The 26,812-nt window shown below is 65.6% G+C and carries 26 protein-coding genes; 15 read left to right on the top strand and 11 right to left on the bottom strand.

The window, feature by feature from the left end:
- The first annotated feature begins 117 nt into the window (after positions 1-117).
- Positions 118-2,184: an ATP-dependent DNA helicase RecG gene (recG, locus tag B5X69_RS10465; RefSeq protein WP_079638647.1), complete on the top strand. Its 2,067-nt coding sequence runs from the start codon at positions 118-120 to the stop codon at positions 2,182-2,184.
- Here recG and B5X69_RS10460 read toward each other — a convergent pair.
- A complete protein-coding gene (locus B5X69_RS10460; protein WP_079638646.1) occupies positions 2,181-2,522 on the bottom strand; it encodes a PilZ domain-containing protein in 342 nt (113 codons plus the stop codon). The two genes, recG and B5X69_RS10460, sit on opposite strands and share 4 nt — an antisense overlap.
- 73 nt (positions 2,523-2,595) lie before the next feature.
- The gene (gene tyrS, locus B5X69_RS10455; protein ID WP_079638645.1) at positions 2,596-3,822 is read right to left on the bottom strand and encodes a tyrosine--tRNA ligase; all 1,227 of its coding nucleotides are present in this window, start codon (positions 3,820-3,822) and stop codon (positions 2,596-2,598) included.
- Between the two features lie 41 nt (positions 3,823-3,863).
- Between tyrS and B5X69_RS10450 the strand changes: the two genes are divergently transcribed.
- From B5X69_RS10450 to B5X69_RS10440, 3 genes are read left to right on the top strand one after another with little or no spacing between them, the layout of a single operon-like run.
- Positions 3,864-4,412, top strand: coding sequence for a DOMON-like domain-containing protein (locus B5X69_RS10450; protein WP_079638644.1), 549 nt, complete (start codon positions 3,864-3,866; stop codon positions 4,410-4,412).
- Between the two features lie 2 nt (positions 4,413-4,414).
- Positions 4,415-5,626: an exo-beta-N-acetylmuramidase NamZ family protein gene (locus B5X69_RS10445; protein ID WP_079638769.1), complete on the top strand. Its 1,212-nt coding sequence runs from the start codon at positions 4,415-4,417 to the stop codon at positions 5,624-5,626.
- 10 nt (positions 5,627-5,636) lie between these two features.
- A complete protein-coding gene (locus B5X69_RS10440) occupies positions 5,637-6,890 on the top strand; it encodes a M24 family metallopeptidase (RefSeq protein ID WP_245798700.1) in 1,254 nt (417 codons plus the stop codon).
- Here the strand turns inward: B5X69_RS10440 and B5X69_RS10435 are convergent.
- The 3 genes from B5X69_RS10435 to B5X69_RS10425 are packed head-to-tail and all read right to left on the bottom strand — an operon-like array spanning position 6,887 to position 9,165.
- Complete coding sequence (locus B5X69_RS10435; RefSeq protein WP_079638643.1) at positions 6,887-7,825, bottom strand: DUF817 domain-containing protein; 939 nt, start codon at positions 7,823-7,825, stop codon at positions 6,887-6,889. The two genes, B5X69_RS10440 and B5X69_RS10435, sit on opposite strands and share 4 nt — an antisense overlap.
- Complete coding sequence (locus tag B5X69_RS10430) at positions 7,818-7,973, bottom strand: lipid II flippase family protein (protein ID WP_245798699.1); 156 nt, start codon at positions 7,971-7,973, stop codon at positions 7,818-7,820. Before B5X69_RS10430 ends, B5X69_RS10435 begins: the two co-directional genes overlap by 8 nt.
- Before the next feature lie 13 nt (positions 7,974-7,986).
- On the bottom strand, positions 7,987-9,165 hold the full coding sequence (locus tag B5X69_RS10425) for a vWA domain-containing protein (protein WP_079638642.1): 1,179 nt from the start codon (positions 9,163-9,165) through the stop codon (positions 7,987-7,989).
- Between the two features lie 99 nt (positions 9,166-9,264).
- Here B5X69_RS10425 and B5X69_RS10420 point away from each other — a divergent pair, with 99 nt between their 5' ends.
- From B5X69_RS10420 to trhO, 4 genes are all read left to right on the top strand, one after another.
- The gene (locus B5X69_RS10420; RefSeq protein WP_079638641.1) at positions 9,265-9,537 is read left to right on the top strand and encodes a metal/formaldehyde-sensitive transcriptional repressor; all 273 of its coding nucleotides are present in this window, start codon (positions 9,265-9,267) and stop codon (positions 9,535-9,537) included.
- A gap of 9 nt (positions 9,538-9,546) precedes the next feature.
- A complete protein-coding gene (dmeF, locus tag B5X69_RS10415; protein ID WP_079638640.1) occupies positions 9,547-10,455 on the top strand; it encodes a CDF family Co(II)/Ni(II) efflux transporter DmeF in 909 nt (302 codons plus the stop codon).
- 109 nt (positions 10,456-10,564) lie between these two features.
- Positions 10,565-12,577 (top strand): GMC family oxidoreductase N-terminal domain-containing protein, encoded by a 2,013-nt coding sequence (locus B5X69_RS10410; protein WP_079638639.1) that lies wholly within the window; start codon positions 10,565-10,567, stop codon positions 12,575-12,577.
- Positions 12,578-12,620: 43 nt separating this feature from the next.
- Positions 12,621-13,367, top strand: a complete 747-nt coding sequence (gene trhO, locus B5X69_RS10405) for an oxygen-dependent tRNA uridine(34) hydroxylase TrhO (RefSeq protein ID WP_079638767.1) — start codon at positions 12,621-12,623, stop codon at positions 13,365-13,367.
- Positions 13,368-13,371: 4 nt separating this feature from the next.
- Here trhO and B5X69_RS10400 read toward each other — a convergent pair whose 3' ends face one another.
- Together B5X69_RS10400 and B5X69_RS10395 are read right to left on the bottom strand one after the other, a co-directional pair.
- The gene (locus B5X69_RS10400) at positions 13,372-13,995 is read right to left on the bottom strand and encodes a class I SAM-dependent methyltransferase (RefSeq protein WP_079638638.1); all 624 of its coding nucleotides are present in this window, start codon (positions 13,993-13,995) and stop codon (positions 13,372-13,374) included.
- Positions 13,992-15,002, bottom strand: a complete 1,011-nt coding sequence (locus B5X69_RS10395; RefSeq protein WP_139375739.1) for an SRPBCC family protein — start codon at positions 15,000-15,002, stop codon at positions 13,992-13,994. Before B5X69_RS10395 ends, B5X69_RS10400 begins: the two co-directional genes overlap by 4 nt.
- Positions 15,003-15,094: 92 nt before the next feature.
- On the opposite strand from B5X69_RS10395, the gene trxB reads away from it, so the two are divergent.
- Positions 15,095-16,060: a thioredoxin-disulfide reductase gene (gene trxB, locus B5X69_RS10390; RefSeq protein ID WP_079638636.1), complete on the top strand. Its 966-nt coding sequence runs from the start codon at positions 15,095-15,097 to the stop codon at positions 16,058-16,060.
- Positions 16,061-16,086: 26 nt separating this feature from the next.
- Here trxB and B5X69_RS10385 read toward each other — a convergent pair whose 3' ends face one another.
- From B5X69_RS10385 to B5X69_RS10370, 4 genes are read right to left on the bottom strand one after another with little or no spacing between them, the layout of a single operon-like run.
- On the bottom strand, positions 16,087-16,881 hold the full coding sequence (locus B5X69_RS10385; RefSeq protein WP_079638766.1) for a hydrolase 1, exosortase A system-associated: 795 nt from the start codon (positions 16,879-16,881) through the stop codon (positions 16,087-16,089).
- The gene (locus B5X69_RS10380; RefSeq protein ID WP_079638635.1) at positions 16,866-17,534 is read right to left on the bottom strand and encodes an alpha/beta hydrolase family protein; all 669 of its coding nucleotides are present in this window, start codon (positions 17,532-17,534) and stop codon (positions 16,866-16,868) included. The genes B5X69_RS10385 and B5X69_RS10380 overlap by 16 nt, the downstream gene beginning before the upstream one ends.
- A gap of 19 nt (positions 17,535-17,553) precedes the next feature.
- Positions 17,554-17,832, bottom strand: coding sequence for an acyl carrier protein (locus B5X69_RS10375; RefSeq protein ID WP_079638765.1), 279 nt, complete (start codon positions 17,830-17,832; stop codon positions 17,554-17,556).
- Between the two features lie 5 nt (positions 17,833-17,837).
- On the bottom strand, positions 17,838-18,803 hold the full coding sequence (locus B5X69_RS10370) for a GNAT family N-acetyltransferase (protein ID WP_245798698.1): 966 nt from the start codon (positions 18,801-18,803) through the stop codon (positions 17,838-17,840).
- Positions 18,804-18,871: 68 nt separating this feature from the next.
- Between B5X69_RS10370 and B5X69_RS10365 the strand changes: the two genes are divergently transcribed.
- From B5X69_RS10365 to B5X69_RS10340, 6 genes are all read left to right on the top strand, one after another.
- Positions 18,872-20,404: an acyl-CoA ligase (AMP-forming), exosortase A system-associated gene (locus tag B5X69_RS10365; protein ID WP_079638633.1), complete on the top strand. Its 1,533-nt coding sequence runs from the start codon at positions 18,872-18,874 to the stop codon at positions 20,402-20,404.
- Entirely contained in the window at positions 20,401-21,630 is a 1,230-nt protein-coding gene (locus B5X69_RS10360; RefSeq protein WP_079638632.1) for a pyridoxal-dependent decarboxylase, exosortase A system-associated, read from the top strand. Before B5X69_RS10365 ends, B5X69_RS10360 begins: the two co-directional genes overlap by 4 nt.
- A 176-nt stretch (positions 21,631-21,806) precedes the next feature.
- Complete coding sequence (locus B5X69_RS10355) at positions 21,807-22,463, top strand: XrtA/PEP-CTERM system exopolysaccharide export protein (RefSeq protein WP_079638631.1); 657 nt, start codon at positions 21,807-21,809, stop codon at positions 22,461-22,463.
- Positions 22,464-22,514: 51 nt separating this feature from the next.
- Positions 22,515-24,059, top strand: coding sequence for an XrtA system polysaccharide chain length determinant (locus tag B5X69_RS10350; protein WP_079638630.1), 1,545 nt, complete (start codon positions 22,515-22,517; stop codon positions 24,057-24,059).
- Positions 24,060-24,070: 11 nt separating this feature from the next.
- Positions 24,071-25,102, top strand: coding sequence for a P-loop NTPase (locus B5X69_RS10345; protein ID WP_079638629.1), 1,032 nt, complete (start codon positions 24,071-24,073; stop codon positions 25,100-25,102).
- Positions 25,102-26,793 (top strand): hypothetical protein, encoded by a 1,692-nt coding sequence (locus tag B5X69_RS10340; protein WP_079638628.1) that lies wholly within the window; start codon positions 25,102-25,104, stop codon positions 26,791-26,793. Before B5X69_RS10345 ends, B5X69_RS10340 begins: the two co-directional genes overlap by 1 nt.
- Positions 26,794-26,812 lie beyond the last annotated feature (19 nt).

The raw sequence follows: 26,812 nt of genomic DNA, 5'->3' as shown, positions 1-26,812 counted from the left end.
AGATCGGGGCACCTATCGGCCCTGCGCTGCACCGGTGGGCGCCTCGACTGCACAGAATGCGGAAGCAGAGGAGGGGCTGGGCAAGACCAAGGGTTAAAGGTTAGACACGCCCTAGCCATGCGTCCCGAAATCCTCAACCCGCTCTTTGCCGCGCTGACCGACCTGAAGGGCGTCGGGCCGCAGCTCGCCAAACCGCTGACCCGGCTCGGGCTCGAGCGCGTCATCGATGTGCTGTTCCATCTGCCGACCGGCCTGATCTCGCGTGTGCCCGTCGAAAGGCTCCGCGACGCGCAGGCGGGACAGACGATCATCGTCGAGGTGACGGCAAAGGATTATCGTCCCGGTCGCTCGCCGCGCGCGCCCTTCGGCGTCGAGGCGTTCGACAGCGCGGGCGACCATGTTCGGCTCGTTTATTTCGGACGCACCTCGGGCCTTGCGCGCAAGCTCTTTCCCCTGGGCGAGAAGCGGCGGGTCTCGGGGCGGCTCGATCTTTACGGCGACATGCGGCAGATCGTGCATCCGGATCAGGTCGCCGAGCCCGGCGACGAAAGTGCGATCTCGGTTCACGAGCCCGTCTATCGGCTGACAGAAGGGCTGAGCAATGCGCGGCTGTCGCAGCTTGCCGCCGTCGCGATCGAGAGGAGGCCCGACCTTGCCGAATGGATCGACGCGCCGCTGCTCGCCGCGCGGGGCTGGCCAGGGTGGCGCGAGGCTGTCGCGCGGGCGCACGCAAGCCCGCGCGACGAGGCTGCGCGCGACCGGCTCGCTTATGACGAGATCTTTGCAAACCAGGTTGCGCTGATGCTGATCCGGGAGGGGCTGCGCAATCGCAAGGGCCGCGCCATTGTCGGCGACGGACGCCTGGCAAGCAGACTGCGGCTGCCCTTCGGGTTGACCGGCGCGCAGGAGCGCGTCGGGCGCGAAATCGCGGGCGATATGGCGCAGGATCGGCCGATGCTGCGGATGCTGCAGGGCGACGTCGGCTCGGGAAAGACGCTTGTCGCGCTCCGCGCGATGCTGGCGGCGGTCGAGGCAAAGACGCAGGCGGCGCTTCTTGCCCCCACCGAAATCCTGGCGCGCCAGCATTTTGCCACCTTGCAGCGCATGCTCTCCGGCCTGCCCGTCAATGTCGCGATCCTGACGGGACGCGACAAGGGAAAAGCGCGCGAATCGACCCTGATGGGGCTCGCCGACGGCAGCATCGACATTCTCGTCGGCACGCACGCGATCTTCCAGGAGGCGGTCGCCTACAAGGATCTGGCGCTTGTCGTGGTCGACGAGCAGCACCGCTTCGGGGTCGCGCAGCGGCTGATGCTGACCGCCAAGGGGCAGCGGCCGCCCCATTTGCTTGTCATGACGGCGACCCCGATTCCGCGCACGTTGCTCCTTGCCAACCATGGCGAGATGGACGTGTCGCAGATCGACGAGATGCCGCCAGGGCGCACCCCGGTCGATACGCGCGTCGTCTCGGCCGACCGGCTCGAGGAGGTGGTGAGCGGGCTCGAACGCCATCTGGCGGGCGGCTCGCAGGCCTATTGGGTGTGTCCGCTCGTTGCCGAAAGCGAGACGAGCGAACTCGCGGCCGCCGAGGCGCGTGCAGCGCTGCTGCGCGAGCGCTTCGGTGAGACCCGCGTCGGGCTCGTTCACGGCCGGATGAAAGGTCCTGACAAGGATGCGGTGATGGCGCGCTTTCAAGCGGGCGAGATCGGCGTCCTCGTTGCAACGACGGTGATCGAGGTGGGGGTCGATGTGCCGTCGGCGAGCCTGATGATCGTCGAGCATGCCGAGAATTTCGGCCTCGCGCAGCTTCACCAGCTTCGCGGGCGCGTCGGGCGCGGCGCGGCGAAGTCGGTCTGCCTGCTGCTTCGCTCGCAGAACCTCTCCGAAACCGCGCGCGAACGGCTCGCGCTGATGCGCGGCACGAGCGACGGCTTTGTGATCGCGGAGAAGGATCTTGAACTGAGAGGCGGGGGCGAACTGCTCGGTCTCAAGCAATCCGGCGAGGCCGATTACCGGCTCGCGGCGGCGGAGCAGCTTGTGCGCCTGCTTCCGCTTGCCCACGATGATGCTCGCCTCTTCGTCGAGCGCGACGGCGGCATGGATGGCCCGCGCGGCGAGGCGGTGCGAACGTGCCTTTATCTCTTTGAGCGCGATGCGGCGGTGCCGCTCCTGCGAAGCGGCTAGTTGAGATCCGCGCGCGCGCCCATCGCGCGCAGCATCGGGAGATAATCCTCAACCGCGATCATCTTGTCGAACTGGACTCCGGTCTTGCCCCCGAGCGACCAGATCACCTTGGCTGCGGTGCGCCCGATGATCGGCATACGAAAAACCACCATATCGCCGGGCTCGAGGCTGCGCTCGAAGCGCATCAGGAGCCCGTCGGCGCTGATGTTCACGCAGGTGCACATTTCCTGCCGGCCGTCAGGCATGACGAAGGGCAGGCGGCAATAGACGTCGCTGCGCGGCGAGAGCCGCTGGTCGAGCCCGACATAATGGGCCTTGTTGGTGTCGATCTTGCGCATAGCATACCCTTGCTGGTCTTCGCGCCAAGATCGACTCCAATCCGCTAAGAATCGGTAAATATCACCCCTCGGATCATCGCGTCACAAGGCCGTGCTTCTTGGCGCCGAGGCTGACCGGGACGGGCTCGTCCGCAGGCTGGATGAGGTGGTGGGGATCGCGGATCACCGCGCCGCCGGCTTTTACCGCGCCCTCCTCAAGCTTGCGCCGCGCCTCCTTGTTCGAGGCGGCAAAGCCAAGTTCGCGCAGCGCATCGAGGATGCGCAGTCCCTCGGCAGGCGCGGTGACCTGCGGCAAATCCCCGCCGATGCGCCCCTTTTCAAAGGTTTGCGCCGCGGTCTCGGCGGCCGCCTGCGCGGCCTCGGCGCCGCGGCACAGTGCGGTCGCGGCATTGGCGAGGATCTTTTTCGCCTCGTTGATTTCCGCGCCTTCGAGCGTCTCGAGCCTCGCAATCTCGTCGAGCGGGAGGTCGGTAAAGAGCTTGAGGAAACGTCCGACGTCGCGGTCGTCGCAGTTGCGCCAATATTGCCAATAGTCAAAATGGGACAATTGATCGGCATTTAACCAGACGGCGCCGGCCGCCGTCTTGCCCATTTTGGCGCCCGCGGCCGTGGTCAAAAGCGGGGTGGTGAGGCCATAAAGCTCCGCGCCATCCATTCGGCGGCCAAGTTCGACGCCGTTGACGATATTGCCCCACTGGTCCGATCCGCCCATCTGCAGGCGCACGCCCATTTCCTTCGCCAGATGGCGGAAATCATAGCCTTGGAGGATCATGTAGTTGAATTCGAGAAAGGTCATCGGCTGCTCGCGATCGAGCCGCAGCCTGACCGAGTCGAAGGTGAGCATGCGGTTGATCGTGAAATGGGTTCCAACCTCCTGCAGCAGCTCGATGTAGCCGAGCTTGCCGAGCCAGTCGTGGTTGTTGACCATCACTGCATCGGTGGGCCCATCGCCAAAGGTCAAAAAGGGTTCAAAGATCGTGCGGATCGAGGCAATATTGTCCTCGATCGTCTGATCCGACAGCATTTTGCGGCTTTCGTCGCGTCCCGTAGGGTCGCCAATGCGTGTCGTTCCGCCGCCCATCAGTACCACCGGCTTGTGACCCGTCTGCTGAAGGCGGCGCAGCATCATGATCTGAACGAGACTTCCGACGTGGAGGCTGGGCGCGGTGGCGTCAAAGCCGATATAGGCGGGGACGACCTGCTTTTGGGCAAGCGCATCGAGCCCTTCCGCATCGGTCATCTGGTGGATATAGCCTCGCTCATCGAGCAGGCGCAGCAGGTCGGATTTGTAAGTCGTCATAGCGCGCGGGCGCTTAGCATGGGGTTTGCGATTTGGATAGCATGCGCGCGGAACTGCAATGCCACCCGGAAACCCCGGCAATCGCGGTGGGGACGGTGCGAGCCGAGATCGGCCTTTCTTTCGACGAGGGCTTCGTGCTCTGCTTCATCGTCGAAGGCGAGATCGACCGCATCGTGCTCCCCGCGGGCGAGGGACAGCTCGTGATTGCCGATGGTCCGACCGATGGCCTGTGGCAAGGCACCTGTTTCGAGGCTTTCCTCACGGAGGATGATACCCCAGACTATACCGAGTTCAACTATTCGCCCGATGGCCGCTGGGCCTGCTACCAGTTCGACGATTATCGATCGCTGCTCGGCCCGGACGATCTTGCGCCCTGGGACATGGCGGCCGAGCGCGCGCCTGCCTCGTACCGGCTGCGCATTGAACCTGGCATCTTTCCCGATCGCGGCAGCAGGCTTGCGCTTTCTGCCGTGATCGAGGAGATCGATGGCACCAAGAGCTATTGGGCGCTCGCACACCCGCCGGGGAAACCCGATTTCCATCATCCCGATTGCTTTACGCTGACGCTTGGGGCACCCGACCAGGCATGACGATCCTGTTCGGCATCGACCGCCTGCTCGCCGATCGAGCCCTTCGCAAGCCGCTGGAGGGGCGCCGGGTTGCGCTGCTCGCGCATCCCGCCTCGCTCACCGCAGACTTGACGCATAGTCTTGATGCGCTCGTGGCCGCGGGCGTCAATGTAACCGCGGTGTTCGGCCCGCAGCACGGCGTGCGGGGCGACCTTCAGGACAATATGATGGAGTCGCCCGACTTTACCGATCCGGTGTACGGGGTTCCATGTTTTAGCCTATATGGAGAAGTGAGACGGCCGTCGGATCAGGCGATGCAGAGCTTCGATGTGATGCTTGTCGATCTTCAGGATCTAGGCTGCCGCATCTACACCTTCATCACGACCCTGCTCTATGTGCTCGAGGCCGCAGCCGAGCATGGCAAGGCGGTGTGGGTGCTCGACCGGCCCAATCCCGCCGGGCGCCCGGTCGAAGGCACGCTGCTGCGTCCCGGTTGGGAAAGCTTCGTGGGCGCGGGGCCGATGGCGATGCGTCACGGGCTCACGATGGGCGAAATGGGGCATTGGTTCATCCGTCATTTCGGGCTCGAGGTCGATTATCGCGTGATCGAAATGGAAGGCTGGGCCCCCGACGCCGCGCCCGGTTTCGGCTGGCCGCAGGAGCGTGCGTGGATCAATCCGAGCCCCAACGCGCCCAACGTCAACATGGCGCGCGCCTATGCGGGAACGGTGATGGTCGAGGGGGCGACGCTGAGCGAAGGGCGGGGGACGACGCGGCCGCTTGAGCTCTTCGGGGCGCCCGATATCGATGCGCGCGCGCTGATCGTCGAAATGCAGCGGCTCGCGCCCGCCTGGCTCTCCGGCTGCAAGCTGCGCGACATCTGGTTCCAGCCGACGTTCCACAAGCATGTCGGCGTGCTCAACAGCGGCGTCCACATTCATGCCGAGGGACCCTGGTATGACCATGCGGCGTTTCGGCCGTGGCGCGTGCAGGCGCTCGCCTTCAAGGCGATCCGCAGGCTCTACCCCGAATACCCGATCTGGCGCGGCACCGATTTCCTGTATGAATATACCGAAGGCGTGCTCGCGATCGACGTGATCAACGGCTCGCCGCTGCTGCGCGAATGGGTCGACGATGCTGGCGCCGAGGCGGGCGATCTCGACGCCCTAGCCCTACCGGACGAGGCGGCCTGGCGCGCGGCGACCGAAGATCTGCTGCTTTATCGCGGCGAGTGAGGACAGGAATATGACCATGCATCGGCGGCGGTTCATGGGCGTGGCAGCCATCGGAGGACTTGCAGCGAGCCTTCCTGCGACCTGCTGGGCGGCGGACGATTTTGCAGGCCTTTCAAGCATGGCAAAGGATACGCAGCCGATCGGCGCCGACGAACTTCAGGCGCGGCTCGCCAAGGCTGCAGGGCTGTTGCGCGCCCACGACATGGACGCGCTGCTCATCGAGCCCGGCGCGAGCCTTATCTATTTTACCGGCATTCACTGGTGGCGCAGCGAGCGGCTCACCGCGGCCGTGCTGACGCGCGAGGGGGAAGTTGCGATCGTCACGCCCTTCTTCGAGGAGCCTTCGGTTCGCGAGAGCCTCAGCGTCGAAGCCGAGCTGCTCACCTGGGACGAGGATGAAAATCCGCTTGGGGCGGTTTCGGCATGGCTTTCCAGGCGCGGGTTCGCCAAGGGCCGGATCGGCGTTGAAGAAACGGTGCGCTATTTTGCGGTCGATGGGCTTCAAAAGGCGATGCCCGGTGCCACGCTGGTCAATGGCGCTCCGGTCGTGCGCGGATGCCGGATGATCAAGTCGGCGACCGAGATCGCGCTGATGCAGCTTGCAACCGATATCACCATCAAGGCCTATCGCTATACTGCGCCGCGCGTCGAGGCAGGGATGACCCCCGCCGACATCGGCGCGATCATGAACGGCGCCACGAGGGCGCTTGGCGGCTCACCCGAATTCGCGCTCGTTCTGCTCGGCGAGGCGAGCGCCTATCCGCACGGAAGCGGCCAGCCGCAGCGGGTGCGGGAGGGCGAGGTGGTGCTGATGGACTGCGGCTGCAACGTCCACGGCTATCAGTCCGATGTGTCGCGAAGCTGGGTCCATGGGACCGCGACGGCGCGCCAGCGCCAGGTCTGGGAGCAAATGCGCAAGGGCCAGCTCGTCGCTTTCAAGGCCGCGAAGATCGGCGTTCCAGCCGGGTCGGTCGATGACGCGGTTCGCACCTATTATGAAGGCCTGGGCTACGGCCCCGGCTACAAGCTTCCCGGCACCTCGCACCGCACCGGGCACGGCATCGGGCTCGATGGCCACGAACCCGTCAACCTGGTGCGCGGCGAGACGACGAAGCTTGCACCTGGCATGTGCTTCTCGAACGAGCCTGGCATCTATATTCCTGGCGAATTCGGCATTCGCCTCGAGGATTGTTTTTACATGACTGCGAGCGGACCCAAATGGTTCAGCGAGCCGCCGGTGTCGATCGACAATCCGATTGGTTAGGATCCTCCCGCGCGCCCGGTTCCGCTTCCTTGGTGCGCGTCCGGGTGACGGGATCCTTTGGCGGGAACGGCCTCGGCGGGCGGGGAGCCAGGCAGGGTCCGCGGCCGCTGGACGATGCTCACCAGAACGAACGAGATGATCATCAACAAATACCAGCTGCCGAGCTTCGCGATCCCGACCATCTGCCAGCCACTCTCTTGATTGGGATAGGTCCAGGCACGGGCAAAGGTACCGATATTCTCGGCGAACCAGATAAAGAGTGCGACGAGCGCCCAGCCGACGAGAAGCGGCATCCGGCGGTGGATATGGAGCGGACGGAACCAGACCTGGCAGCGCCGGAAAAGCAGCGCAGTCGCGGCAAACAGGAGCCAGCGGATGTCGGGCAGCCAGTGGTGCGCAAAGAAATTTACGTAAATCGCCGCGGCGAGGGCGTAGCTCGTCCAGGCGGGCGGATAGCGCGTGTAGCGAAAATCGAAGATCCGCCAGACACGCGCGATATAACTGCCGACCGCGGCGTACATGAAGCCTGAGAAGAGCGGCACGGCGCCGATGTGCAGGAGGCTCGCTTCGGGATATTGCCACGACCCGGCGGCGGTCTTGAAGAGCTCCATCACCGTCCCGACGATGTGGAAAATGAGGATGACGATGGCCTCCTTTAGCGTCTCGAGCCGGAAGGCGAGCATCGAGAGCTGGATCAGGATCGCGCCGATCGTAATCGCATCGTAGCGGTGAAGCGGCGCATTATCGGGCCAGAGAAAATGGGTCGCGAGCAGAAGCGTCAGCATCAGCGCGCCGAAGAGGCAGGCCCAGCCCTGCTTGAAGCCGAAGACGAGAAATTCGAGAAACCAGCCGCGCGGCCCGGGCTCGACGGCCATCGCCTCGAGCCGGGCGCGGACGCGGTAGAAGCGCGAATGGGCGCGGCGCGGCTCAGACATGGACGGCGACCAGCGCGATCAATGAGGCGGCGGGGAGGAGGAGGAGTTGCGCGAGGATTGTGCCGGCGAGCCGGCTCAGCGAAATGAAGGTGATCGCGCGGCGAAAATCACCCTCATCGACTTTCCCCTCGACCGCATCGTCGGCCATCACCGACAGCCCGTCAATGCTTTCGCGTCAGCTCGCGCATTGCATCGTCGAGCCCCGCAAGAGTGAGGGGAAACATGCGGTCGTTCATCAGCTGTTTGATCATCTTGACCGACTGGGTGTAGCCCCAATGCGCCTCGGGCACCGGGTTGAGCCAGACGGCGGCGGGATAGACATTGGTCATGCGCTGCAGCCACACCGCGCCCGCTTCTTCGTTGAAATGCTCGACGCTGCCGCCGGGATGGCTGATCTCATAGGCGCTCATCGACGCATCGCCGACGAATACCAGTTTGTAGTCATGGCCATATTTGTGGAGGATGTCCCACATCGGCGTGCGCTCGGACCAGCGGCGCTTATTGTCCTTCCACACGCCCTCATAGGGGCAATTGTGGAAATAGAAGAATTCGAGATTCTTGAATTCGCTGGTCGCGGCGCTGAACAATTCCTCGCACAGCTTGATGAAGGGGTCCATCGAGCCGCCGACGTCGAGGAAGAGAAGGAGCTTCACCGCGTTGCGCCGTTCAGGACGCATGCGGATATCGAGCCAGCCCTGCCTCGCGGTACCGTCGATCGTGCCCGGAATGTCGAGCTCGTCGGCGGCGCCCTCGCGCGCGAACTTGCGCAGACGGCGCAGCGCGATCTTGATGTTGCGGGTGCCGAGCTCCTTGGTGTTGTCGAGATTCTGGAACTCGCGCTTTTCCCAGACCTTGAGCGCTCTTTTGTGCTTGCTCTCGCCGCCGATCCGCACGCCTTCAGGGTTGTAGCCCGCGTTGCCGAAGGGGGAGGTGCCCCCGGTGCCGATCCACTTGTTGCCGCCCTGGTGGCGCTTTTGCTGTTCCTCGAGCCGCTTCTTGAGCGTCTCCATGATCTCGTCCCACGAGCCGAGCGACTTGATCGCGTCCATTTCTTCCGGGGTGAGATATTTCTCGGCGACGGCTTTGAGCCACTCCTCGGGCACGTCGACCGGGTTCTGGCCATAGTCGGTGAGAAGGCCCTTGAAGACCTTGTTGAACACCTGGTCGAAGCGGTCGAGCAGCCCCTCGTCCTTCACGTAGATGGCGCGCGAGAGATAATAAAATTGCTCGGGGCTGCGGTCGATCACCTCGCGGTCGAGCGCCTCCAGCAGCATCAGATGCTCCTTGAGGCTGGCCGGAATGCCTGCAGCCCGCAGCTCGTCGAGAAAGCCGAAAAACATGGATGACGGCGTAACCCGTCCCGCGGGCCGGCGCAACTGCTTTACGTAAACGGAAACTGTGCTTGAGAAGGGGAGGTGTATAGTATAGGGGGGTAGGGTATGAGTCACCTTGCCACCCGCCCCGAACTCCTCGCCCGCGTGCGCCGCATTGCAGGCCAGGTCGCCGCCATCGAAAAAGCGCTCGCAGCGGATGAAAGCTGCGCAACCGTGCTTCACCGCGTCGCCGCGGTGAGGGGGGCCGTCAATGGACTGCTTGACGAAGTGATCGCCGAGCATCTGACCGAACATGTTGCGCTTCCCGGCCTAAGCGACGCCGAGCGCGCCGCGGGCGCCGACGAACTTCTGGCGGTCATCCGACGCTACGCGAAATAGGGGCGGGCCATGTCTGAGAGCGAATCCGCCGCGGTCCAGCCGCTTCACGATTTTCTGGGCGCGTCGCATGACGACAATGCCAGGCGCACGCTTTGGGTCGTCGCGCTCACCGCCGTGATGATGGTGGCAGAAATTGCCGCGGGCTATTGGACGGGGTCGATGGCGCTTCTCGCCGACGGCTTCCACATGGCGACCCACGCCGGCGCCCTCGGGCTTGCGGCGCTTGCCTATCGTTATGCGAAGAAGCACCGCCACGACCCGCGGTTCAGCTTCGGAACCGGCAAGGTCGGCGACCTCACGGGCTTCGCGTCCGCGCTGATCCTCGGCATCTTCTCGATCGGGATCGCTGCCGAATCGGTCGTTCGCCTCTTCGATCCGGTGCGCGTCGATTTCACGAGCGCAGCGCTGGTCGCGGTGCTGGGACTTGCCGTCAATATTGTGAGCGCTCTCATGCTGATGGGCGGGCACCATCGCGGGCATGATCATGATCATGGGGCCGGGGGGCATCACCATGGACATGACAACAATCTGCGCTCGGCCTATTTCCACGTCCTCGCCGACGCACTGACGTCGGTGCTCGCGATCGCCGCCTTGCTCGCGGGGCGCTACCTCGGGCTATGGTGGATGGACCCTGCGATGGGCATCGCAGGCGCGCTCGTCATCGCGCGCTGGTCATGGAGCCTGATGCGCGACACCTCCGCCATTCTCCTCGATGAAACCGATGCGGAGCTCGCCGAGGCGCTGCGCGAGCGGATCGGCGCGATCGGCGACCTGCGCCTCATCGACCTTCACGTCTGGCGGGTGGGTCCGCAGGCGCGCGCGGCGATCGTCGAGGTTGAGGGAGAGCGCGCGCCTTCGCAGCTGCGCAGCTGCCTTGCGGACCTTCACCTCGCGCATCTCACGATCGCGGTTCGCTGACCGCGCCCAATTTTTCCGCCCCCGCATTGCTGGCGATCCGGTACAATACGCCTTGCCTTAACCCGCTATAAGCCTGCATCTTTCATAAGGGGAGGCAGGGGGTGAGGCGATGACGGCACCGTTCAATTTCGGGCAGCTCAAATTCTTGAAGGCGCTGACCGAGGCGCTCTTCCATGAAGCCGAAATGGTGATTTCACCCGATCAGGTGGTCGCCAATATCTGCGACCTGTTCGCGAAGGTCGGCGGGACGAAACTCGACGAAATCCGCCTGTCGCTCACCGCGACCGAGATCGTGCTCGGGCCGCTTTTTGCCGCATCGCGCGTCGAAACGCGCGCAAAGCGCATTCGGGACCGGCTGCAGAACAGCCAGTTTGATCTTTTCCAGGACATGGCGCGGCTGCGCGGTATCATCTACGCCTGCTATTATGGTCATTGGCAGCCGGGGGTCGAGGCAGGGGACCAGGATGCCAATGCCGCGAACCCGGTCCACGCCCAGATCGGCTTTACCCTCCCGAAGTTTCGCCAGCGGGGCGCAGGCGAGATGCCGATCACGCGCATCGACGGGCGCGAGATCGATCCCGCGCATGTGCTGGGCGCCGCCGATCTCGCGTCCGAATATGACGTGATCGTCGTGGGATCGGGGGCGGGGGGCGCGGTTGCGGCCTATAATGTCGCAGCGCAGGGCTACAAGGTGCTGATCGTCGAGGCCGGCCCCTTCTATCCCTCGCACCATATCACCCATCACGAACTCGACATGGTGGCAGAGCTCTTCAAGCATGGCGCGCTCCAAACCTCGACCAACCGCGACTTCGTCGTGTTCCAGGGGCGCTGTGTCGGCGGATCGTCGACGATCAACAATGGCATCTGCCTGCGTGTGAACGAAGCTGGGCGCACCCACCCCGACGCACCCGATGTCCTCGCGCAGTGGGCAAGCCTCGGCGCCCCGATCGATGCCGCGGCCTTTCACGCAAGCTATGACGCGGTGCAGGAAAAGCTCGGCATCGCCGCGATCGAGCCGCGCAGCGGGCGCCACAATGGCCCGCATCTGCTGAATGGCTGGGCGGCCTATGCGGCGGCCTCGCAGGACCCCAAGGAGCAGCGTGCGGTCGCGGACTGGTTCGCGAAGAATTTCGGCCCGCCCGGCACCGCGACCGCATGCGCCTATTGCGGCTATTGCAATTCGGGATGCGCCTATGGACGGCGGATGGGGATGGCGCAGACCTATCTTCCCGAGGCATGCCGCGATTTCGGCGCGCGCATCCTTCCTGGGACCAAGGCCGACCGGATCATCTGGCAGATGGCCATCGATGGGCGGCGCGAGGCGGAAGCCGTCCGGCTGGTGCTTCCCGACGGGTCGAGGGCGCTGGTGCGGGCCCGGGTTGGCGTGATCGTTGCCGCCGGCACCATCGCCTCGTCGAAGCTTCTCGATCGCAGCGATATTGCGGGCACGGGCCGCAACATATCGCTCAATGTCGCCTCGCCGGTCGTCGCACTGATGCCCGAAGGCGTCGGCGGCGACGCCTGGGACGAGGACCAGATGTCGAGCTATGTCGACTGCGGCGATTATCTGCTCGAGAGTCATTTTCAGCCGCCGATGTCGATGGCATCGCTCATGCCGGGATGGTTTGCCGATCATAGCGCGCGGATGAAGAATTATGGCCGCGTACACTCGGCCGGCATATTATTCCCTGCCGACCGGCGCGGCCGGGTCAAGGACGGCAAGCTCAAATTCCAGCTCGACCGCGATGCGGATCTGCCTGTGCTGCGGCGCGCGATGGCGACGCTCGCCAAGGTTCATTTCGCCGCAGGTGCGCTCGAATGCTACCCGGCGCTCACGGTCGGGCAGGCGGTCACGCCCGACATGGACATCGATGCCTTCTTCGAAAGCGTCATTCGCGAATCCGACGACGTCACTCTCTCAAGCAGCCACCCGCATGGCGGCAATGCGATCCACGCGGATCCCCGACACGGCATCGTCGATCCTGAGTGCCGCGTCCACGGAACGGCGAACGTGCTCGTGAGCGACGCAAGCGTCTTTCCCAGCTGCATTCGCGTCAACGCGCAGTGGACGACGATGGCGATGGCGCATTACGCAACGGGGAGGGGCGATCCTTTCCGCTGACGGCGGCTTTTGTTCAGCCCTGCGCGCCGCTATGGGCGGCGCCATGACCTTCACCGTTGCCGCCCTTTACCGTTTCGCCCCCTTTGACGATCCCGCCTGCCTGCGCCAGCCCCTCGTCGATCTTTGCGCTAAGCAGGCAATCAAGGGGACGCTGCTCCTTGCAGGCGAGGGGATCAACGGGACCATCGCCGGGAGCGCGGAGGGGATCAAGGCCGTGATTGCCCATATCCGCGCGCTGCCGGGCTGCGCCGAACTCGACGTCAAATATTCCGCAGCCGCCGCCATGCCGTTCAAGCGGATGAAGGTACGGCTCAAGAAGGAAATCGTGACCATGAAGGTCGCGGGGATCGATCCGGTGCGCGATGCCGCGCCCTATGTCGCGCCCGCCGACTGGAACGCCGTCGTCGATGATCCGGAGACGGTGCTCATCGACACGCGAAACGATTTCGAGGTCGGCTATGGCAGTTTCGAAGGCGCGCTTAACCCCCATACCACGAGCTTTGGCGATTTTCCCGGCTGGTGGCGGGCCAACGCCGAGAGCCTTGCGGGAAAGCGCATTGCCATGTTCTGCACCGGGGGCATCCGCTGCGAGAAATCGACGGCCTTCTTAAGGAGCGAGGGCGTCGAGGATGTCGTGCACCTCAAGGGCGGCATCCTCGCCTATCTCGAGCAGGTGCCGGCAGAGGCGAGCCGCTGGCGCGGGAGCTGCTTCGTCTTCGACGAGCGCGTCAGCGTCGGGCACGGGCTTGTCGAGATGGGAGAGAAAGGCGAGCGAGACCTTCCTCGATGAAAGATCAGCGGGGGCGGGCAGCCCCATATTCGACCCAGCCAAAGGGGCGAGGGGTCTTGGGCATGTAGAGTGCGCCGCGCGTCTCGACCGCGAAGCCCGCGCCGGCATAAGCATCCGATATGGGGCGGGTGAGGTGGCAATTGCCGCCAATCCGCTTCCATAGGGGCTCGATCCAACGCTGCCATTTCGCGACGCCTTCGTCGGGCGCGCCGCCATGTTCGAGAAAAAGCGCGGTCCCGCCAGGTTTCAGCACGCGGCGGATTTCGGCGAGCACCGCTGCCTGGTCGGTGACCGAGCAGAGCGTAAAGGTGGTGAGGACTGTGTCGAAACGGTCACTCTCGAACGGCATCGCTTCGCCGATACCACCCCTGATATCTGCCTCGATGCCGCGCGCCCTTGCAGCCGCCCGGCTCATCACCAGAAGTTCGGGCGAGGGATCAAGGCCGCTGAGGCCCGTAATCCGCGCAGGATCGTAGAATTCCATGTTGATGCCGCCGCCGCAGCCAAGCTCGAGCACATCCCCCGCCGCGTGGGGCACGACCTCGCTGCGCAGCTTCATGATCTGCCCCTGCGAACAGGCGCATTGGATGAGGCGCGGGACTGCGTGACGCTCCCACCAGCTGCTCATGGCTTCCCTCCTGCCATGCTCTTCGCGAGCCGCCCGGCGACGATCGCAAGAACATTGTCCTGGATGTCGCCCAAAATGCGCTCGCCCCACCAGCCGGCATAGGCATTGAACGGGGTGGCGAGGTGATAGCGCGTCCACAGGCGGACCTTGGTCCGGCCATCAGCCATGGCTATCAGCCGGTAGCCGCCTGTGTCGATCCAAAGATGGCGTCCATGGGGTTCGATATGCCGGTCGGTCCGCTCGTGGATCGAGGGGTCGGGAAAGGCGAAGCGCCATTGCAGCGCCGCGCCTGGCTCCCAGTCCGTGATGATTTCCTGAAAGCGGATATCCTCCTGCCATAGCGCATCGCGTATCGCGCCGGGGCCTTCGCCTTGCAAATGCGCGGCGACCGGGCGTGGCAGGCGCAAAATGTCCTGGCTCATGTTCCACCGCCCTTCGTCAGCGGTGATAGCCGGAATGGCGAGAAGCTGCGCCCATACCGCGTCGGCCGGTGCATCGACGACGATCTCGCGCACGACGACGCGCGTCTCGCCCGGCGGTTTGAGCTGCTGATCGGCCAGAAGCGCGAGGAAAGGCAGAAGCAAGAGCCCGTGGGCGCGAAAAGTAGCCGGATCGACCCGCGCACGATCGCGCCGATAGAGATAGACGGGCCAAATGCCGATATAGCCGAACAGCATCCAGAAAGGGAGCGCCATCAGGAGACAGACCACGCCTTCGCGCAGAAATGCCGCCCCGATTACCGCCGCGGCGAGCGCCATCCAGACAGGGACGAGGAGGAAGGTCCGGCGCGGCCAATTGCGGCCCATGCTGCCGACCCAGGCAATGAAGGCCGTGAGCGCTGCGGGCAACACGACGAGCAGCGCATAGCCGATCGCTCCGCCCGCTCCCGCCTCCGCCAGCATATAGACCGCAAGGGCTGCGGCGAGCGCGGTGATAATCGCAGCGACGAATTTCCAGTTGCGCGGGCGCGTACGCGCTCTTTTTTCGGACGCATCCCTCGCTGTCACCGCCTCTCCCCCTTGGCGCGCAGGGTGACCCTTGCTAGCGCGATTGGCAACACCCATCTCTTCCCTCCGGCACAGGGCCGAAAAGGATCGTCATGCCCAACACGCACCACACCAAGATGCTCATTCTCGGTTCCGGCCCCGCCGGTCTCTCGGCCGCCATCTACGCCGCGCGTGCGGGGATGCAGCCGATCGTTGTCCAGGGGCTTCAGCCGGGCGGGCAGCTTACCATCACGACCGATGTCGAAAATTACCCCGGCTTCGCCGAGGTCATCCAGGGCCCGTGGCTGATGGAACAGATGACCGCGCAGGCGGTGCATGTCGGCACGAGCATGATCTGGGACACGATTGTCGACGTCGACCTTGGCGAACGTCCCTTCCGGCTCACCGGTGATGGCGGCGATGTCTATCTCGCTGAAACGCTGGTGATCGCGACCGGCGCGCAGGCGAAGTGGCTCGGCGTCCCCGGCGAGCAGGAACTGGGCGGCAAGGGCGTGTCGGCCTGCGCGACGTGCGACGGTTTCTTTTATCGCGGCAAGAAAGTGGTGGTGATCGGCGGCGGGAATACCGCGGTCGAAGAAGCGCTCTATCTCACCAATCACAGCGATGACGTAACGCTGATTCACCGCCGCGATTCGCTGCGCGCCGAAAAGATCCTCCAGGACCGCCTCTTCGCCAACCCGAAGATCAAGCTTCTCTGGAACAAGAAGGTCGAGCGTTTCGTCGCAGGCGAGGGCACCGCGGGACTGGTCGGGGTCGACCTTATCGACACGGTGACGGGCGAGGCGAGTCACGAGCCGACCGACGGCGGCTTCGTCGCGATCGGTCACAGCCCCTCGACCGAACTTTTCAAGGGCAAGCTGCCGCTCGATGCCGACGGCTATCTCGAGGTCACGCCGGGTACTTCGCTGACGGCGATCCCGGGGGTTTTCGCCGCCGGCGACGTCACCGACAAAGTCTATCGCCAGGCGGTCACCGCGGCGGGCATGGGCTGCATGGCGGCGCTCGACGCCGAGCGCTTCCTCGCCGAGGCCGAATATCACGCAATGGTGGACGCTTAAGAGCGCGCGCCGCCGGGGTGCACCCATTAGCCGAGGCGGGCCAATATCCGTGCCGCGAGCCAGTCGGCGTCTGCCCCGGCGAAGCTGTGCGACGCGCTCTCGAGCCGCTCGACGGCTACCGCGCCGGGGCGGCAATTCTCTAGGAATGCCTGCGCTGTCCGGTCGCCCGCCGCGAGCAGGATAGTGGCAGGGCAGGGCAGCGACGCGAGCGCTGCGTCGAGGCGGGCTGCGAGGCTGTCCGGCGCTGCCGGCGCTTTGCGCCGCCCGAGCGAGGCGAGGCCGCGCCATAGCTTTGCAAGATCGATCTCGCCCTTGAGCAATCGCAGGAGGCTCCCTGGATCCTTCAGCCGCGAAAGATAGCGCGCTCGGATCGCCGCGGCGGGGGGAAGCGCGGGCTCGTCCCCCGCTTGCTCGTCGCCGCCAGCCTCATAGGTCCAGGGATTGGCGAGGAGCAGCGCGTCAAGCCCCGCAGGCCGATGGAGGAGCAGCGCGCTCGCTGCATCGCAATTTCCGAAGGCGGCGATACGGGCGACATGCGGAGCGGCGCCGCGGAAGGCCGCGATCGCAGCCGCGATGTCTGGCCCGCTCGCCTCAAAGCCGCCATTTTCGCCTTCGCTGTCGCCAACCCCGCGGCGGTCGAAGCGGAAAACCGGATGACCCGCCGCGGCAATCCGCATCGCAAGCATCGCCATGCCGCGGTGCGCGCCGCTTCGAATTTCATTGCCGCCCGACACGATCAGGAGCCCGGTCGTTCCAGGCGCATCATCGAGCGTCGCAGCAAGCGCTGCGCCCTCGCAGTCAAAGCTCAGATGATGCCGCATGAGCGGCTCCATGCGATGATGTCGGCGGCGATCGCCTGCGCCATATCCGGGTCTTCGCCGGGTTCGGCGCGCAGCCACAGCGGGGTGCCGGCAATGCCGTCAGCGCCGAGCGCGACGCTGCGCAGCGGCTCGGCGGCTTGCACCTCCGCGGCGCCAAGCCCCGCGATCATCGCCGGCGACAGCAGGTTACCTGCAAGGAGGAGCGGGGCTTTAGCGCCTTCGGCTTCGAGGCTCGCAAGGCTCGAGGCGATCCCTGCCTCGCGATCGGCCGACACCCGGGCGCGAAGCAGGGTGCGAAGAAGCGAGGCGCCGCTTGCAGGCGCGAGGCGCCACCAGGCTGCGGCCGGGGCGGCATGGTCGATCAGCGCTCCGCCGCGCAGCGAGGCGATGATCAGCGGGCCGCTGACCTTGCTTGCGGTCTCTGCAAGCGCGGCGCGCCAGCGCGCGAGATCGACCTCGACGAGCGGAACAAGGCTTTCATTCTGTCCTGGAAGATCGGGCAGCAGCGCGGCGAGGCCTTCGGCCGCGAGGGCGCGCATCGCAAGGACAAGCGTGCGCCGGGTGCGGTTCGCCTCTTCAAAGAGCGGCGGGACGAAAAGGACGCTGGCGCGCGCGCTGCCGGCGGGGACTATGCGCAAGTGATGCTCGCTCATGCGCCCGACGCGACTCGCCTCATCCAGCGACCTTGCGCACCGAAAAGGCGAGCAGGTTGCCGTAGGTTTCGAAAATCTCGCCGTCGACCTCATCGTCGTCGATCAGGATGCCGAGCCGGTCCTCCATCTCGGTGAGCACGGTCGCAACAGCCATCGAATCGAATTCGGGAAGCTCGCCAAAAAGACCGCTGTCAGCGGTGAGCGCAGCGGCGCGGGCTTCGCCGAGGCCCAGAACATCGCCAAGCAGCGCGCGCAAGGTGGCATCGACGGCGGTGGCGGGGGTATCGGTCACGAGCATATCCTTCACGCGCGCCCGAGCGCCGAGCGCGCAAAAGCCTTGAGTGCGGGCCCCCATGCCGCGATGCGCGACGGATTGAAAGCCTCGATATGCCACAAAGGCTCGTGCCGGTTCATCCAGTCGCGCTTGTAGCCGTCATTGCCGGTGCCGAAATCGATGCGCACGACGCAGTCGACCTCGATGACGTGGCGAAACAGCGCCGCCGAAAGGAGAGTGCCCGGCGAGGCCTTGAGGCTGTCCTCGACATGCGCGAGCTTGTGGATGAAGGCGGTGCCATCCTCGACCGTCCAGAACTGCGCTGCGACGGGCGCGCCAGCGATCCGCGCGAGCCCCATGCGAAAGGTGCCGCGCGCGCTCTCGGCTTCGGCAAAGGCCCGAAGCAGCGCCGGGTCGCCTTCTTCGGGCTTCCAGCTTGCGGCATAAATCTCTTCATAGGCAGCCCAGGCTGCGCCATCGAAGGCGGTGAAGATCTCGATATCCACCACGTTCTTCTTTGCCTTACGCTTGACCGTGCTGCGAAGCGCGCCGGGGCGGCTTTCCCACCACCCGTCATGGTCGAGGCCTCCAAGATCGAGCCAGTGGCGGTCGCCCTTGGGGACGCTGCGCACCCACCAACCGGCATCGCGCATGGCCGCGGCGATGCCATTTTTTTCGGCGTCGGGAACCGGATAAAGGGCAAGGCGGCCCGCGCGTTTGCGCAGCCGCGCGAAGAGGTTGCGGAGCGCATCGGCGCGTTTGTCGCCGCCGGTGTAGAGCGGGCGGACCGAAAAACTGTACCAGTTGCCAAGGCCTGCAAGCGCGCCGGCTTTTTCGAGCCGGAGCGGTAGCCATGCCCTCGTTTCCCCCGCGCTCCCCCAGGCGTTGAGACGCCCGCCGGGGGCATATCCGTGCGCCGTCAGCAGATCGAACCAGGCTGCCTGGTCGAAAGGCGAAACAAAGCCAGCACCGCGCGCGGCAGGGGGCAACGCCATATCATTAGGTTGATGTTCACCGTTCCCTTGCATGACGCAGCGCTCTATCACCACTCTCCTAACAGCCGATGACCAAAGCCCTCAGCCCGCCGTCGCACCCGATCGACCATCTCGCCCGCCGCGGTGCGCCCGACGCGCCCGCGCTCCTGATTGGCGATCGTGTCACCAGTTTTGCGGACCTCGACGCCGGGGTGGGGCGGCTTGCATCCTGGCTTTCGGAACAGGCGGGCGGACCAGGGGAGCGCGTCGCGAGCTGGAGCGCCAAGACGCGGAGTGCGTGCCTGATGCCGCTCGCTGCGGCGCGCGCCGGGCTCATCCATGTGCCGGTCAACCCCTTGCTCAAACCGCCGCAGGTTCAGCATATCCTCGCCGACAGCGGCGCCAAATTGCTTGTCACCAACGGTTCGCGCGGCGAAGCGCTCGGCGCGGGACGACCCGAAGCCTGCGCGCTCGAGGATCTGAAGATCGCCGAGGAGGTCATCGATTCGCCCGGTGAAGGTCTCCCGCCCTCGCTCGCCGAGCCCCAGGATCTGGCGGCCATTCTCTATACCAGCGGCTCGACGGGGCGCCCCAAGGGCGTGATGCTCAGCCACGCCAATCTGTGGCTCGGCGCCGAAAGCGTCGCCTCCTATCTGAAGATCACGCCTTCCGACCGCATCCTCGCCGTGCTCCCCCTGAGCTTCGACTATGGACAAAATCAGCTTCTTTCGAGCTGGTATGCCGGCGCGGCGGTCGCCCCGCTCGACTATCTGACGCCGCGCGACGTCGTCAAAGCCGTTGCCCGGCATGAGATCACGACGCTTGCAGGCGTACCGCCGCTCTGGGTGCAACTGGTGGAGAGCGACTGGCCTCACGATACCGCAGCGCTGCTGCAGCGCCTCACCAACAGCGGCGGGGCGCTCACGCCCTCGCTGATCGACGCGATGCGCGCGACGTTTCCCAAGGCCGACATCTACCCGATGTACGGCCTCACCGAGGCCTTTCGTTCAACCTATCTCGACCCTTCGCTCGTCGCCAGCCATCCCACCTCGATGGGCCGCGCGATACCCCATGCTGAAATCCTGGTCTGCCGCCCCGACGGGAGCATCGCCGCCGATGATGAGCCTGGCGAACTCGTGCATTGCGGACCCTTGGTGGCGAAAGGCTATTGGCAGGATGAGGAACGGAGCGCCGAGCGCTTTCGTGCAGCACCCCCATCATCCATCTACGGCGGCACAGCCGTCTGGTCGGGCGATACGGTAAAGCGCGATGCCGAGGGGCTGCTCACCTTCATCGGGCGCGAAGATGCGATGATCAAGACCGCGGGCAACCGCGTCAGTCCCACCGAGGTCGAGGACGCCGCGGTCGCCTCGGGTCTCGTCTATGAGGCTGTGGCGTTTGGCATTCCGGATGCGCGGCTTGGCGCAGCGATCATATTGATCGTGCGGGGGGCGAGCGGCGCTGAGGACGCGGGCGCGCTCGCGGCCTATCTGCGGCAGAATTTGCCGAACTTCATGCAGCCGCAGACGATCGAATGGCGCGCGGCCTTGCCGCGCAATCCCAACGGCAAGCTCGACCGCGTCGCGATTGCGGCCGAGTGGATCGAAAAGGTGACGGCATGAAGCCGCATGGCCCCATTCCTCCCGGCTATTCGGCGGACGCCGACGGCATGCTGCTCGTCGGCGGCGAGCGCGCCGATGCGCTCGCGGCGCGCGCCGGGGATACGCCGCTCTTCGTCTACGCCAGCGCGCTTTTGAAGGCTCGCGTCGCGGAGTGGCGCGCGGCCATGCCGACCGAGGTGCAGCTTCATTATGCGATGAAGGCGAACCCCTTTGCGCCGCTCCTCGCTTTCATGGCGGGCATCGTCGACGGCTTCGATGTCGCATCGGGGGGCGAGCTTGCCGCAGCTCTCGCGAGCGGCATGGCGGCCGAGCACATCAGCTTTGCCGGCCCCGGCAAGCGTGACCGCGAGCTCGAAGCGGCCATCAAGGCAGGGGTGACCATCAACCTTGAATCGGCAGGCGAGGCGGAACGCGCGCTCCATATCGCGGCGCGGCTCGGCGCCCGTCCGCGGCTTGCGGTGCGGGTTAATCCCGATTTCGACCTTAAGGGCTCGGGAATGAAAATGGGAGGCGGCGCCAAGCCCTTCGGAGTCGATGCCGAGGGCGTGCCCGCGCTCGTCCGGCGCCTCGTCGACGCGGGCGCCGACTGGCAAGGCTTTCATATCTTTGCCGGATCGCAGGCACTCGCCGCCGCCGCGATCGCCGAGACGCAGGCGCAGACCGTTGCGCTTGCAGCGCGCCTCGCCAGCGACATTGGGGCAGCGCCCCCGCTCGTCAACCTCGGCGGCGGGATGGGCGTGCCCTATTTCCCCGGCGACAGCGCGGTCGATACCGCGGCCGTTGGAGCAGCGCTCGCCGAAACGCTGGCGGCGCGCGATCCGGTGCTGGGCGCGAGCCGCTTTGCGATGGAGCTCGGGCGCTGGCTCGTTGCCGAAGCGGGCGTTTACTTAACGCGCATCGTCGACCGGAAGGTCAGTCATGGCGAGACATTTCTCGTCACCGATGGCGGGCTCCATCACCAGCTTGCTGCGAGCGGCAATTTCGGGACGGTCATTCGCCGCAACTACCCGATCGCGATCGCGAGCCATTTCGGCGCCGAAGCGGTCGAGACGGTTTCGGTTGTCGGCTGTCTTTGCACCCCGCTCGACCGTCTTGGCGACCAGGTCGCGCTGCCTCGCGCCGAAGCGGGCGATCTGGTCGCGATTTTCCAGGCGGGCGCCTATGGCGCCTCGGCAAGCCCCGCCGCGTTTCTGGGGCAGGGACCCGCGCGCGAAATCCTCGTCTGAGCGTAGCCCTATCTGTCCCGAAACGGAACGAAAGCCGGCGAGCGCCTGCGCGAAATTATCCCAATACTAACGGTATTTTCACCCTTTTCGGTGATGGCGGAGGCTGACGAAATGGCTGTCGCCGCGCCCTTTTTGTGCGCGGCCGCCTCCCCGGCCGGTCGAAAGGTGATTTGAAGATGACATCCTCCCCTTGGCTTCACGCCGCGCGCGCCTCGCTGATCTTCGGCATTGCCGCCACGGCCCTTGCAGGCTGCGCAGGCGGCGTCGGTGACGCGCCCCAGCTTCCCAGCGCCAATTTCGTCGCCAATCAGGAAGGGCCGGGCGAGGCCTATATCATCGGCCCGCTCGACGAACTCCAGATCTTCGTGTGGCGCAATCCCGAACTCGGCGGGAAGGTGCAGGTGAGGCCTGACGGGCGCATCACCACCCCGCTGATCACCGACATGCCCGCGGTCGGCAAGACCGCCACGATGCTCCAGCAGGACATCAAGCTCCAGCTCAGCCAATATATCACCGATCCTATCGTCAGCGTCATCGTGACCAGCTTCAACAGCACTTTCTCGCAGCAGGTGCGCATCGTCGGCGCGACCGAGAAGCCGGCGTCGATCCCTTTTCGCGCCAATATGACCGTGCTCGACGCGATGATCGCGGTCGGCGGACTTGGCGAATATGCGGCGGGCAACAAGGCGCGCCTCGTCCGCTTCGACAAGGGCAGCGGCAAGCAGCAGGAATATGCGCTGCGCCTCAATGACCTCATCAAGCGGGGCGACATCAAGGCGAACGTCCGTCTGCAGCCGGGCGACGTGATCATCATCCCTGAAAGCATGTTCTGACGCGAGGCCGTCAGCGTCAGCGCCTATTTCTCCAAGGATCGACCCCGACCGATGAACAGCCTCTACGATGAATTCCGGGTTGCGCTGCACAGCGTATGGACGCGTCGCTGGCTGGTGCTGGCGGTCGCGTGGGGCATTTGCATTCTCGGCTGGCTTGCGGTCGCGTCGATCCCCAATCGCTATGATTCGCGCGCGCGGCTGCTCGTCGACGTCAACCAGATCCTTCCCGATGAGGCGCAGGGCGGGCCCTTGGGCGGGCGCCGGCATCTCGACGAGATTCGCGGTACCCTGACCAGCGCGCGCAATCTGGAAAAGGTCGCCGTCACGACCGGCCTGCTTCCCGCAGGCGCGAGCGAACGCGAAAAGGCCGGCGCGGTCGCGATGCTGCAAAAGAACATCAAGGTCATTCCGCAGCAGGACAATATCTTCGAAATCACCTCGAGCATCGCGATCGGCAGCCTGTCGGACGCCGACAATGCGAAACTCGCCTCGGGCGTGCTCGACAGCCTCATCACCGTGTTTCGGGACGACCAGCTTCGCGGCGGCCGGGTGAATGCGCGCGAGGGACTGAAATTTCTCGATTCGCAGATCGCCGATCGCGAGAAAGCCCTGCGCGAGGTCGAAGCGCGCCGCGCAGCGTTCGAGGCCCAGAATATAGGCCTGATCCCAGGCGGATCGGGTTCGCCCGCGCAGCGGGTCGACGCAGCCCGGGCCGAGCTTGGTCAGATCGAATCGCAGCTGGTCGCAGCGCAGGCGGCGCTCGCGGCGACGAACGGCCAGCTCGCCTCGACGCCGGCGACAATCAACGTTCCGGGCATGTCGGCGACCGGCGCGGGTGTCGCCCGGCAGCAGCTCGCCGGCGCGCAGAACGAACTTTCCGCAATGCGCGCGCGCGGGCTGACCGACGCACATCCCGACATCATCGCGATCAAAAGCCAGATCGCCTCCTTGAAGGCCCAGGCCGACCGTGAGGGCAGCGGCGGGGGCGGGGGCAACGCCCAAAACCCAGCCTATGCCTCGCTCGCCGCGATGCGTGCTGAGCGCCAGGCGACGGTGAGCGCCCTCAGCGCGCGCAAGGCGCAGCTCACGAGCGATATCGCCAAGATCACCTCGCAGCAGATCCAGAACCCCGGCATCGCGGCCGAATATGACCGGATCAACGGCGAATATACGGCGCTCAAGGCGCAATATGACAAGCTTCTCGGGCAGCGCGAGCAGGTGCGCCTGCGCGGGGAGGTGCAGACAGAGGCCAATGCGATCAAGGTCGAGCTCCTCGATCCGCCTTCGAAGCCCACCAGCCCTGCCGCGCCCAATCGGCCGTTGTTCCTGACCCTTGTGCTGCTCGCCGGGATCGGCGGGGGCGTCGGGGCCGCCTTTGGCCTTTCCCAGGTGCGCGCAAGCTATCCGACCGCTGCCCGCCTCGAGCGCGCGAGCGGCCTCCCCGTCATCGGCTCGATCACCGAGGTGGTCACACCCGAGCGCCAGGTCGAGCGGAAGAAAAGGCTCGTCTGGCTTGCGAGCGGCGGCGGCGCTCTTGTCGGGCTTTATGCCCTGCTGCTCATCGCCGAATTCGTCCAGCGCGGCATGGTGGCCTGAGGGAACCGGATATGAACGAACATCGCCCCGTCAAGCGCCAGCCCTCGCTGCTCGAACGTGCCGCCGACCTCTTCGGCATCGATCCCGCCGCAGGCGCGCCGACGATCGACGTGAGCGGCCTGCCGCCCGAGCCTCCTAAAAAGTCAAAGGCGCAAAACGAGACCGGGACGCCTCCCGCCGAAGCGGGCATCGGCGCTGCGCCAGCATCGGCCGCCGAAGCCGAGCCCGCCATCGAGGCCGCGCCTTCGCTCAAGGCCTCGCCCCGCAAGGAGGTGGCGCGCGCTGCGCCTGCCGTTGTGCCGGCGCGGCACGGGAACATCGACCGCGACCGCCTCGCGTCACGCGGAATGATTGTGCCCGAAGCGCCGGTGACGGGCATTTCGGAAGAATATCGCATCGTGAAGCGCGAGATCATTCGCAACTTCACCGGCGCGCCGGGCCGCCCGGTGCTGCCGCGCGGCCACCGCGTTCTCATCGCTTCGGCCAATCCGGGCGAGGGCAAGACCTTTACCGCGGTCAATCTTGCGCTCAGCCTCGCGGTCGAGGCCGATCATGAGGTGCTGCTCATCGACGCCGATATCGCAAAGCCAAGCGTCCTTGAGACGCTGGGGCTCGACGAAGGGCCAGGGCTGATGGACGCGCTCGCCGATCCGCTTCTGCCGCTTGGCGACTGCCTCATCCAGACCGACATTGCCGGTCTGAAAGTGATGCCGGCTGGCACCCAGCACATGCATGACACCGAATTGCTCGCCTCGGCGCGCACCGAGGCGCTTCTGGCCCAGCTCGAGGCCGGGGCACCCGGCCGAATTCTCATTCTCGATTCGCCGCCGGTGCTCGCGGCCTCGCCGGCCGCGGTGCTCGCGGGCCATGTCGGCCAGCTGATCATGGTCGTGCGCGCCGATGAAACCCTGGAATCCTCGCTGCGCGATGCGATCGGGCTGATGGGGGCCTGCCCGCATATCCAGCTTCTTCTCAACGGGGTCAAATTTTCCCCGGGCGGCCGCCGGTTCGGCACCTATTACGGACAAGGAGGCGCGTCCTGATGCGCACCGACCCTCATCTCGTGCGGCGCGCCGCGACGCTTGCAGCCTTGATGCTCGCGGGAAGTGCGGGCACGGCGCATGCCCAATTTTCATCCGAGGCGGGAGGCAGCGATAGCGTGCCGGGCGCATCGGCTGCACCCTCGGCCGAGGGGCGCGAGCCGGCGCGCGGCGAGCAGCGCAAGCGGCGCGCGGTCGATGTCAGCCCCTATCTGGAAGTCGGGCAGGTGCTCTCCGCCGAGCTCAAGGGCGGCGGCGACGTTCTCACCTACACAACGATCGCGGCGGGCGTGGACGCTGCAATCGTCACGCGCCGCGCGGAAGCGGCGGCGACGCTGCGCTACGAGCATCGCTTCGGCGAATCGGGCGGGCTTGGTGACGCGGATATTCTGAGCGGTCTTGCGCGGGGGCGCCTCGAGGTCGCGCGCGGTCTCAACCTTGAAGGCGGGGCGCTCGCGACGCGCACACGCGCCGACGGCGGCGGCATAGGCGGCCTTATCACCGGCGGCGACAATATCGCCGATGTCTATTCGCTCTATGCCGGTCCGACGCTCGTAAAGCGCGCCGGCAGCCTCGACGTCGGCGCGGGCTACCGCTTTGGCTATACCAAGGTCGACCTCGATGGCGCGGGCAGTCTTCCCGGAGGCAATTTCGACAGTTCGACCAACCATGTGGCCTGGGCGAGCGTCGGGCAGCGGCCGGGCGAGCTGCCCTTCGGCTGGCAGCTGTCGGGCGGTTATGAGCGCGAGGATGCAAGCCAGCTCGATCAGCGTTTCGAGGGCAAATATGCGCGCGCCGACGTGACGGTGCCGATCGGCCCGACCCTCGCCCTTCTCGGCGGCGCCGGATATGAGGATATCGAGATCGGCCAGCGCGATCCGGTGCTGGACGAAAATGGCCTGCCGGTGCGCGATGCAAGCGGCCGCTTCGTGACCGACAAATCGCAGCCGCGCCAGCTGTCGTTCGACACCGACGGGCTCATCTGGGATGCGGGCGTGATGTGGCGGCCGAGCCGCCGCACCTCGCTCACCGCGCGCGTGGGGCGCCGCTACGGCGACACGATCTACACCGGCAGCTTCTCCTATCGTCCCGACCACGCGACCACGATCCACGTCGGTGTCTATGACGGGCTTTCGAGCTTTGGCCGCGGCCTTTCGGGCGGGCTTGCATCGCTTCCCACCCAATTTGATCCGACCCGCAACCCCGTCGACGGCAGCTTAAACCCCTGCGTCTTCGGCGAGGAAGGCGCAGGCTGTCTCAACCCGCAGTTCGGCAGCACGACCAGCCTTCAGTTCCGCAATCGCGGTGTTCAGGCGCTCTACTCGTCGCGCTTCGGGCGCTGGAGCTATGGTGTTGGTATCGGATATGACCAGCGCCGCCTGCTTGTGCCCGCAAATTCGGTTCTCGCCCCGCTCGACGGCGTCAAGGAGGAAAATTATTATCTCTTCCTCTCCGCGGGGCGCGAGCTCGACACCCAGTCCGATCTCAGCCTCTCGGGCTATCTGAGCTACTTCGACCATGGCGCGGCGGGGGTCGGCGACATGCAGTCGGCCGGTATTTCTGCCGCCTATTCGCGCCGTGTCTGGCGTGAACTCACCGGTACCGCTGCCGCGTCGCTCCAGGCATTCGAACAGGATGGTTTCGCCAGCGAGCTGATCGCCTCGGCGCTCATTGGCCTTCGCTACAATTTCTGATCCGGACCCCAAGGAAAAC

It is taken from the genome of Sphingopyxis flava (assembly GCF_900168005.1).
Taxonomy (GTDB): domain Bacteria; phylum Pseudomonadota; class Alphaproteobacteria; order Sphingomonadales; family Sphingomonadaceae; genus Sphingopyxis; species Sphingopyxis flava.
Note: the sequence above shows the minus strand (reverse complement) of the source record. Positions and strands in the feature narration are given on the sequence as shown.